Annotated in this window: 7 protein-coding genes and 2 tRNA genes; 7 read left to right on the top strand and 2 right to left on the bottom strand. The window is 35.1% G+C overall.

All coding sequences use genetic code 11. From position 1 onward, the window contains the following. Nucleotides 1-283 precede the first annotated feature (283 nt). Nucleotides 284-673 carry a hypothetical protein gene (locus U9P79_08485; protein ID MEA2104658.1) on the top strand — a complete coding sequence of 130 codons (390 nt, stop codon included), beginning with the start codon at nucleotides 284-286 and terminating at the stop codon, nucleotides 671-673. Between the two features lie 203 nt (nucleotides 674-876). On the opposite strand, the gene U9P79_08480 is transcribed toward U9P79_08485, so the two are convergent. Beyond that, nucleotides 877-951 (bottom strand) — tRNA-Glu (locus U9P79_08480). Nucleotides 952-960: 9 nt separating this feature from the next. After that, nucleotides 961-1,035, bottom strand: a tRNA-Lys gene (locus U9P79_08475). A 229-nt stretch (nucleotides 1,036-1,264) separates the two neighbouring features. On the opposite strand from U9P79_08475, the gene U9P79_08470 reads away from it, so the two are divergent. The 6 genes from U9P79_08470 to U9P79_08445 all read left to right on the top strand — a co-directional run bounded on the left by U9P79_08470 (nucleotide 1,265) and on the right by U9P79_08445 (nucleotide 8,477). Next, nucleotides 1,265-2,623: a UTP--glucose-1-phosphate uridylyltransferase gene (locus U9P79_08470; protein MEA2104657.1), complete on the top strand. Its 1,359-nt coding sequence runs from the start codon at nucleotides 1,265-1,267 to the stop codon at nucleotides 2,621-2,623. A 179-nt stretch (nucleotides 2,624-2,802) separates the two neighbouring features. Beyond that, a complete protein-coding gene (amrS, locus tag U9P79_08465) occupies nucleotides 2,803-3,798 on the top strand; it encodes an AmmeMemoRadiSam system radical SAM enzyme (protein ID MEA2104656.1) in 996 nt (331 codons plus the stop codon). Beyond that, nucleotides 3,791-4,177 (top strand): NusG domain II-containing protein, encoded by a 387-nt coding sequence (locus U9P79_08460; GenBank protein MEA2104655.1) that lies wholly within the window; start codon nucleotides 3,791-3,793, stop codon nucleotides 4,175-4,177. The genes amrS and U9P79_08460 overlap by 8 nt, the downstream gene beginning before the upstream one ends. Before the next feature lie 5 nt (nucleotides 4,178-4,182). Then, nucleotides 4,183-4,698 (top strand): Gx transporter family protein, encoded by a 516-nt coding sequence (locus tag U9P79_08455; GenBank protein MEA2104654.1) that lies wholly within the window; start codon nucleotides 4,183-4,185, stop codon nucleotides 4,696-4,698. Between the two features lie 74 nt (nucleotides 4,699-4,772). Beyond that, entirely contained in the window at nucleotides 4,773-6,893 is a 2,121-nt protein-coding gene (locus U9P79_08450; protein ID MEA2104653.1) for a PBP1A family penicillin-binding protein, read from the top strand. 477 nt (nucleotides 6,894-7,370) lie between these two features. Beyond that, complete coding sequence (locus U9P79_08445) at nucleotides 7,371-8,477, top strand: glycosyltransferase (protein MEA2104652.1); 1,107 nt, start codon at nucleotides 7,371-7,373, stop codon at nucleotides 8,475-8,477. The last annotated feature ends 139 nt before the right edge of the window (nucleotides 8,478-8,616 follow it).

Raw genomic sequence — 8,616 nt, 5'->3', positions numbered from 1 at the left:
ATAATTTTCTATATTTTTTGTAAGGGCGTCTGCATTTGCCGGGTAAAACTGACCGGCTACCATCGGCTTTTTAATTCTATCCATAATTCCTCCGAATATCTAATTATTTTATATTAAAATTAAGATTATTTATATTCTATCACAAAAGAGAATTCAAATAAGTTTGTCAAATTTTGTAAGAAAATTATTATACTAGAATTTGATTAACTGATTTCCTTGACAATATTTTTAGAATATAAAATTGTGTTGGTCAAAATAAATTCATCTAAGAAAGGAAATAAAAATGTATAATATTGAAAAGAAAAGTTATGGATATAAGCTCACTTTCGAGGGTTTTATTCAGGCAGAAGAAATGAAGAACTGGGCAGCTGAATGCCAAAAAAAATTGATCGGGCACTCCGGATCATTTGGTGTTTTTGTTGACATGAGAAAATTAAAACCTTTACCAAAAGATGCTCAAGTGCACATGCAAAAAGGACAGAAATTATTTAAAGAAAAAGGTATGGTACGTTCAGTAGTGATATTGGACAATGCCACAACAAAATTTCAGTTTAAGAGAATTGGAAAAGAAACAGGTATTTACAAATGGGAACGTTATATTGATGCTACAGAACTCAATTGGAAACAAAAAGGAATTAGTTGGATAAAAGATGGTGTTGATCCTGACAAATAAATTCAATTTCATCCCGAAAATATTTGAGAGTCTTCCCTTGGAAGGCTCTTTTTTTTTGATAATTTAAACTTCATTTTATTGTTGCTGATTTTTAAGGACTTAAGAATTTCCCGATAAAAACTAATAATCTACCTTAGCCAAAAATAGACCTATTTTTCAAATAATTGGCAAAAAAAAGCGACCACAAAAGGTCGCTTTAAAAGTGGTGACCCCAAGGAGAATCGAACTCCTGTTCCAAGGATGAAAACCTTGTGTCCTAACCGTTAGACTATGGGGCCACAAAAAAATGGTGAGCCAGGAAGGATTCGAACCTTCGACTCTCGCCTTAAAAGGGCGATACTCTACCGCTGAGTTACTAGCCCAAAATACAGAACTGGATTGAAATAATTAATGTTCTAAATATTTCAAATGCAATCTGCAATTTGTCGTCCTTAATTTTATTCGGTGCTTTCTTTGTCAAATGTTTTAAAAAGAAAATTCCTCTAACCATTTCTTGACAATAAAAATCAAGATTGAGATATTTTCCTTATTAAAAATAAAAATTTACACAACACATAAATATATTAAAATAAGGTTGAAAGGAATAAATCTATGCCCAATATGATCACTAAATTCACTAAAATTATGATGGATGCAAAATTAGATGATACCCCAATTCGAGCATTTTTACAATATTATAAATTGCTTAGCAAAGGGGCAACCGGCAAAGTTTCTGAGAATGACATTACCCCCCCCGACCAAAAGCAGATCAAGGATTATAGAACGCTAACTATCCCTTCATATTTACCATATAAAAAACTTGCTGTAATCAAACTGAACGGTGGTTTGGGCACGAGCATGGGATTAAAAAAGGTAAAATCTTTATTGCCTGCAAAAAATGGTTTAACTTTTTTGGATATCATTGTCGCGCAAATACTTCATCTGCGAGCAGAAAAAAAGGAAAATATTCCCCTACTTCTTATGGACAGTTTTAATACGCGGAAGGACACTCTTGATTTTCTAAAAAAATACCCCTCAATCAAATTAGCAAATATTCCCTTAGATTTTATCCAAAATAAATTTCCTAAAATCAAGCAAAGTGATCTTTCCCCTCTAAAATTGGATGATGATAATATGAACTGGAATCCACCGGGGCATGGTGAAATTTATATGGTAATGCAAATTACAGGGATATTGGACAAACTTCTGGATAATGGAATCGAATATGCTTTTATTTCAAACTCCGATAATCTCGGAGCGGTTGTGAATGAAAAAATATTCGGTTATTTTGCAAACAATGATATTCCGTTTCTTATGGAAGTTTGCGAAAGAACAGAGATGGATAATAAAGGTGGGCATATTGCTCAAACAAAAGACGGTCAATTAATTTTACGTGAAATCGCCCAATGTCCAGAGGATGAAATCCACCTTTTTCAGGATATAAATTTATACAAATACTTTAATACGAATAACCTTTGGGTGAATTTAAAATATTTGAAAAAAGAATTGCAAAATTACAATAATTTACTCCCTCTTTCCTTGATCATTAATCCCAAAGAAATTGAGGGAAACAAGGTTTATCAGATTGAAAGTGCAATGGGTTCTGCTATTAGTGTTTTCGAAGGCTCAAAAGCCATTGCTGTTCCGAGGAACCGTCTGGTTCCCGTAAAGAAAACAAATGACCTTTTACTCGTTTGGAGTGATGCGTATAAATTGCGCAAGGATTACCAAATCATGCTGGAAAATGATTCAGGGATAAGACCGGAAATAAATCTTGATGATCGATTTTACAAAACTATAGATAAATTGAATTCGCATTGTAAAAAAGGTATTCCCTCACTAAAAAAATGTACTTCTCTGATAGTTGAAGAGGATGTTCGCTTTGGAAACAATGTAAAAATCATTGGAGATGTAAGAATTTCCCATAAAATGAAATTGGAAAACATAACTCTCGAAAATGAAAGTATCTAAGAAACGGAAAACGGAAAACGGAAAACGGAAAACGGAAAACGGAAAACGGAAAACGGAAAACGGAAAACGGGAAACGGAAAAAAATCCGTAATCCGTTTTTCCAAAACGGCCTTTGCGCGTGATAACCAATAACAGAAAAAAATGTCCGCGAATTGCACGAAAACGGAAAAGGAGAAACCATGAAAGAAGCATTATTTTATAAAAAACTGGAAGATAACAAAGTCCAGTGCCAACTTTGCCCGCAAAATTGCATAATCTCAGAAGGCAAAAGTGGTCTTTGTTTTGGACGAACTAACATTGATGGAAAACTCATTGCAGAAAATTATGGAAAAACTATTTCAATTTCACTCGATCCAATTGAGAAAAAGCCCCTTTATCATTTTTATCCAGGTACAGATATTTTATCAATCGGTCCAAACGGTTGCAACCTCAGATGTCAATTTTGCCAAAACTATCAAATATCACAAAAAAGAAGTCATACAAAATCAATCCAACCCGAAGAAATTGTCCGATATTGCGAAAAGGTCAATTCTATCGGGATAGCATTTACCTACACCGAGCCTCTCGTCTGGTATGAATTCATCCTTGATTCGGCAAAGTTGCTCAGGAAGCAGAATAAAAAAGTAGTGCTCATTACCAATGGAACGATTAACGAAGAACCGCTCCTAAAATTATTGCCTTTTGTTGATGCGATGAATATTGATTTGAAAGCAATGTCAGAAGAATTTTATAAAAAATATTGTAGCGGATTTTTGGAAACCGTTAAAGCAACCATTAAAGTAGCATCACAGATTACTCATGTTGAAATTACTTATTTGCTTATTCCTGATTTGAATGATTCTGAAGAAGAAATTCATAAACTTGTGGATTTTATCGCAGAATTAGATAAAAAAATCCCGCTGCATTTTTCTCGTTATTTTCCCAGATACAAATTACAAAAGCCGATCACTTCAGAAAAAACAATGAAAATTGCTTATAAGATTGCCAAAGAAAAATTGGATTACGTTTACGTGGGTAATATTTTCATATCCGGTACTGCAAATACGCATTGCCCTCAATGTGGAGAATCTTTAATAGAACGCTCCGGATATGATGTGTTTGTTAGAAATATCACCCAAAACAACTGCTGTAAAAAATGCGGTTACAAAATCAAGGGAGTTCACCTTTTTGCCTAAAAAATTTTTAAAACGCCTGACAAAAGCCGATATTGGATTAGTGATAACTTTAGTCCTTCTCACAATAGGCTCATCTGTTTCTTTTCTTAAAAAAAATACGAATAATTTTGACTATGCAGAATGTAGAATTGATGGAAAATTGGTAAAAAAAATAGATTTGCATAAAAACTGTGAAGTAAATTTGAATAACGGAATGATATTGGAGGTTAATGATAATCGCATCAGAGTGATAAAATCTGATTGTAAAAAACAAATTTGTATCAAACAAGGTTGGATAAAAACTACTAACGATATTATCGTCTGTGTGCCTAATCGCACAATTATTTATCTAAAAAACAGCAAAAACAAGAATTCGGATTTGGATTATATATCAAAATAAATATTATGAGGCATAAACTAACCTTAACCTTAGCAGCATTTTCAATTTTAGCGACTCTCTGTTTTATTCTGGAAAATTTTTTACCAAAACCTTTGCCGTTTTTCAGAATTGGACTTGCAAATGTTTTTGTTTTATTGATTTTATTTCAGTTGGGTTTTCGGGCTGCCTTGGTTATTACTATTTCGAAAGTTTTTCTCGGAAGCCTTTTCTCCGGATTGATTTTCACCCCTATTTTGATTTTTTCCCTATTGAGTAGTCTAATTAGTTTGATCGCAATGTATCTCGCAATCCACTCAAAATTCAAATTTAGTCTGATTGGAATTAGTATTTCGGGGGCGGTTTTCCACAATCTTTGCCAATTGCTTATCGCATATTTTATTTTTATTAGAAATACTAAAATATTTTCACTAATCCCGCTTCTATTGATTTTGGCACTGATCGGCGGTGGAATTACCGGAATCTTCGCTACTTTACTGGACAAGAAAATGAATTTGAAAGAAATCCTGCAAAAAAATATCTAAATTTATTTACGCTGGATTAATCCTCTAAACCGAAAATTTTGGAGAAATATTCACTAATATTTTAAAGGAAATAAATGAAAAAAATTACATTTTGGAAAGTATTCTTCGCTGTTTGCTGCCTGTTTCTTTTCTTTATCGGGATTTTGTTTGCTCTCTTACAAAATTTGAGCAAAGAAATTCCCCCTATTTCAGAACTTCTTCAATATGAGATGAAAAACGGAACGAAAGTTTATGACAATGATGGTAATCTTGTAAAAATCTTTGCAAGTGAATATCGAAAAAATATTAGATTTTCCGATATGCCGGATACTCTTATTAATGCATTTGTGGCTATCGAAGACGATAGTTTTTTTGAGCATAATGGTATTGATGTCATCCGCCTGATCAAACTGGTAGTGATGAACGTTTTTACACTCAAAAAGACCAAAGGCACAAGCACGATAACTCAGCAATTGGCACGGGATATGTTTCTGAATAGAGACCAAACTTACACAAGAAAAATTAAGGAAATGATGCTGGCTTTTCAAATTGAGCGGACTTTTTCCAAAAATCAGATTCTGGAAATGTATCTGAACAAAACTTATCTTGGTGGCGGTAATTACGGGGTTGAATCCGCAGCAGAGAATTATTTTGGCAAACCGGCAAATGAATTGAATTTGGCAGAATGTGCTGTTCTTGCTCGCTTACCTCAAGCCCCGTCTTATTTGAATCCCAGAATGAATTATGAAGTTTCCATCAAAAGAAGCAAACAAGTTCTAAACAGAATGTATGAACTTGGATACATCAACAGACAATCTTATTACAAGGCTTATGAAGACTCGGTCAAATTAGCCAGCAAGAAGAAAGAAAAAGATTCCGCTGATTATTATCTCGAATATATTCGTAAATACATCGAAAACAAATACGGAACATCCCAACTTTATAATGGAGGATTAAGCGTCTATACGCCTATGGACTACGATTTAACTTGCTATGCCGATTCTATGCTAAATAATCATATTAAAAAATTCGAAAATAAGATGGATTACGATATAAAATATGAGGATTTTCCCCCTGACACGGTTGATTTCGATACAAAATATATCCAAGGTGGAATTTTTGCAATTAATCCTAATAACGGTTATGTAACAGTGATGATCGGAGGACGTAATTTTAATCACAGCAAATTCAACCGAATGATGCAAGAACCGGGCAGACAGCCGGGCTCGGCTTTTAAACCTTTTTTATATACAGCCGCTATGGCAAACGGTTTTACCCCTGCAACCATGATAAACGATCTGCCGGTTGTCTTTATGCAGAGCGATACTGCCTTTTGGAAACCGATGAATTATTCTGAAAAAAATTACGGATTAACCTCGCTTCGCACCGCTCTTCAACATTCGAGAAATATTCCGGCTGTGCAAATAATCAATAATATTTCTCCGTATGAAGTCATAAAGTACGCCCGAAGATGTGGAATAGACAGTTACCTGCCCCCATACCTTTCGCTTGCTTTGGGAACTTGTGTAGTAAAACCTTCAAAATTGATTACAGCATATTCTGTTTTTGCAAATGGTGGAAATAGGATCGAACCAATCTATATAAAACGGATTGAAAACAAAACCGGCGAAATTTTGGAGCAGAATTTCCCAAAATCTTCCAGAGTGATCAGTGAGAAATTGGCATATATGACAAACAGTCTGATGCAATCCGTAGTAAATGGCGGAACAGCTGCCGGAATCCGCTGGCGTGGATTTTATCTTCCCGCAGGTGGAAAAACCGGGACTACGGATAATTTTCAGGATGCCTGGTGTATTGCTTTTACCAGACGATTGGTTCTCGGAATTTGGGTTGGTTTTGATGACAATATAACTTTGGGAAAAGGACAAGCCGGAGCTTATGTGGCTGTTCCTCCTTGGCCCTACATTATGAATAGGGCGGTAGCAAACAGTTCCCCTAAAGATTCTACAGGAAAGGCAATTGTGGATAAAGAACTTTATGAATTTCCCAGACCACAGGGAATTATTGAGAAAAAAATCAGTAAATCCACCGGCTTACTTGCAAAGAAATTCGACAGTGATGCTTTTACAGAAATTTTTATTGCCGGAACTGAGCCGACCATTCTCTCGGATAGCCTCGGCTATAATTTCGAACCGCTTGGTTATCAGGATTTGGAACTTGATACTCTGTTTATTTACATGGATAAGAAGGATTGAACCAGGTGCGACCCGGACGTAACTCCACCCGCTCAATTGTGTGTTTGTAATTAGAAATAAGAACCTCCTCCGAGCACTTCGGGGCGAACCGCGTCAGCCGATGAACATCTACAACCGACTATACGAAAATGCTATTTGATTTAATTAGAGTCTGTCCGTAAAGTATAGATTGGACGCAGATTAGCGCTGAAAAAAAATGATTTACGCAGATAAAAAATTTAATTACAAAAAGAGTAGTATCCCCGTTGAATGCTTTGTGTTGTATTATTCAACAGGGGTTTATCTGCCGAATCAGTGCTTGCCCTGTGGAAGTTTTTGCATTTATATTCCACTTGGGGTTTATCTGCGTCGAATCACATTAGGAGAATCATTGCAAAAATGCGATTTTACAGATGGACACTAATTAATTTGTTACTTTATAATATGTTTGTTTTTCCTTTGTGTCCTTTGTGTCCTTTGTGGTAAATAATTTTTAAAATGAATATTTTAATCCTCGTTATCACTCTTTTATTTTTGTATTATTTGAAATATGCCTTTCTTATAACAAAAGGTTTGAAAAGGAAATATTTGAATCCGAATGTCAACACTCCTTTTGTTTCGGTAGTTGTGGCAGCGAGAAATGAACAAGAAAATATTTCCAATTTGCTCACTTGCTTAGTAAATCAGGATTATCCTCAAGATAAATATGAGATCGTTGTTTCGGATGATCAATCCATAGACAGAACCGGTGAAATTATAAAAAGATTTTCGGGAAAATTTGATAATATAAAATTGGTTTCAGTTCAGGTTTCGGGCAATGTAGCTTCTCGTAAGAAAAATGCACTGTCGGCTGGATTAGCAGAAGCTAAGGGAGAAATTATTCTCACAACAGATGCCGATTGTGTGGTAAAATCCACTTGGATATCCGGAATGATTCGTTATTTCGTAAGAGGGGTTGGAATGGTTTCCGGTTTATCGCTTCCCCAAATTAATTTTGCGCATTCTAACATTGTGGAAAAATATGAATATTTTGATATGACTGCTTTGTTTTCTGCTGCCGCGGGTGTGATAGGTATTGATAAGGCTTTTTCTTGTAGCGGACAGAATCTGGCTTATACGAAGGAAGCATATAATAAAATCGGTGGCTATGGATCAATCATGGAATATGAATCCGGTGACGATATTCTTCTGATGCAGTTAATTCGAAAAGCAGGATACAAAATCAATTTTGCTTTTGGAAAAACGAGCTATAACGGAACAAAGTCAGAAAAGAATTTATTCAAATTTCTAAACCAACGCATCAGATGGGCTTCCAACGAAAATCCACAAAGTTTTCTCAATCGGGAATTTCTCCTTTATTTAATTGATGTTTTCCTGTTGAATATATTAATAATCGCAGCAATATTTATTAATCCATTAATTTTTTTCAGTTCATTTATTTTAAAATCAATTGCCGATTTTTGGGTTATCAAAGCAGGTTTTAAACGATTCGATCTATCAAAAAAGCACCTGTGGTTTTTCCCTGTTTGGGCAATTTTGCAACCGATATATATTTTTATTACCGGATTGGGTGGAAAACTAAAAATTTATCAGTGGAAAAAATAGTGGGTGTTTCCTCAATTCGGCACGGAATCAGGCTTCGTTACACTATGCCCAGACAGGTTGGTCCGTGCCGACTCTCAGGACAAAAAAACGGAATGGTCCGTGCCGACTCTCAGGATAGAAAGTGGTGTCACGGACCATT

Source organism: Candidatus Cloacimonadota bacterium (assembly GCA_034661015.1).
Lineage (GTDB): Bacteria > Cloacimonadota > Cloacimonadia > JGIOTU-2 > JGIOTU-2 > JAYEKN01.
The sequence above is the reverse complement of the archived record's forward strand: the minus strand, read 5'-3'. Positions and strand labels throughout refer to the sequence as shown.